Below are 1,233 nucleotides of genomic sequence, written 5' to 3' on the forward strand. Positions count from 1 at the left end.
CTTCATCAAGAGGGGAACAACTTCCAGTAAGATGAAAAATGGTCAGTGAAAAAGCTAACCGAAATTTATTGTCGGAAATGGTAACACCGCCCCATTTCCCCAGACCCTAGAGGCTAGAGTCCGGTAAACCAGCGGATAAAAGTTGACATCCATGAGTGCAGAAATTTTCGATCGAGTTAAAAAAGTTGTTGTGGAACAATTAGAAGTAGAGGATCCGGGTACAGTTACCCCCCAAGCAAGCTTTGCTGATGATCTGGAAGTTGATTACTATGATTTGGTCGAGTTAGTGTTGGCTTTAGAGAAAGAATTTGATATTGAAATTCCCGACGAAGATGCCCAACAACTTGACACTGTACAAAAAGCTGTCGACTATATTCAGGACAAGATTCTCGATTAGTTATCGACGCTCTCAATGCCGATAATATAGGTGTACTAATTGGTACGGGCGTAGGTGGCATAAAAGTGCTGGAGGATCAACAGGAAATTTACTTGACAAAAGGTCCGAGCCGGTGTATTCCCTTCATGATCCCGATGATGATTGCCAATATGGCCGCCAGTTTAACCGCTATCCACACGGGGGCCAAGAGACCGAGTAACTGCACCGTGACCGCTTGTGCTGCCGGTTCCAATGCCATCGGCGATGCTTTTCGTCTAGTACAAAGGGGTTTGGCCAAAGGGATGATCTGCGGTGGGACGGAAGCCGCCGTTACCCTACTAGGATTGGCTGGTTTTGCCTCCGCTAATTCTAGGGGGGGGTAATGGTCAGCCATGGTCAGCCATGATTATTATCTTAATTTCGGAGTTATCCGTTATATTTTTGCTTTTTATTCGGTCGTCAGGATTCAGGAGATTATTTTTATTTATTCTCCCCACACCCCACACCCCACTTCCCCACTTCCCCACTTCCCCCACTTCCCCACTTCCCCACACCCCACACCCTACACCCCACACCCTACACCCCAATTTCCCTGATGATCGCGAAAAAACTTCATCAAGAGGGGAACAACTTCCAGTCAGATGAAAAATGGTGAGGGTAAGGGCTCAGCGGGAGTTGGGGGGGGGGGGGGGTGGGGGGGGGGGGGGGGGGGCTGGGGGGGAGGGGGGGGTTGGGGGGATGGGGGGATGTGGGGTGTGGGGTGTGGGGAGAATAAATAAAAATAATCTCCTGAATCCTGACGACCGAATAAAAAGCAAAAATATAACGGATAACTCCGAAATTAAGATAATAATCAT

Annotated in this window: 1 protein-coding gene and 1 pseudogene; both read left to right on the plus strand. The window is 48.3% G+C overall.

Going from position 1 to position 1,233, the window contains the following annotated elements; translation table 11 throughout:
- The first annotated feature begins 151 nt into the window (after positions 1–151).
- The gene (gene acpP, locus ACOCD9_RS09780; RefSeq protein ID WP_419547265.1) at positions 152–397 is read left to right on the plus strand and encodes an acyl carrier protein; all 246 of its coding nucleotides are present in this window, start codon (positions 152–154) and stop codon (positions 395–397) included.
- A pseudogene (locus ACOCD9_RS09785) lies at positions 382–747 on the plus strand (beta-ketoacyl synthase N-terminal-like domain-containing protein); the annotation flags it as partial. The gene acpP and the pseudogene ACOCD9_RS09785, both read left to right, overlap by 16 nt.
- Between the last annotated feature and the right edge of the window lie 486 nt (positions 748–1,233).

The organism is Microcystis sp. (genome assembly GCF_048564745.1).
GTDB classification, from domain to species: domain Bacteria; phylum Cyanobacteriota; class Cyanobacteriia; order Cyanobacteriales; family Microcystaceae; genus Microcystis; species Microcystis ichthyoblabe_A.

Bases quoted from the DNA above. Each gene is read 5' to 3' on its own strand.
- acpP (WP_419547265.1), top strand. From the start codon at position 152: ATGAGTGCAGAAATTTTCGATCGAGTTAAAAAAGTTGTTGTGGAACAA.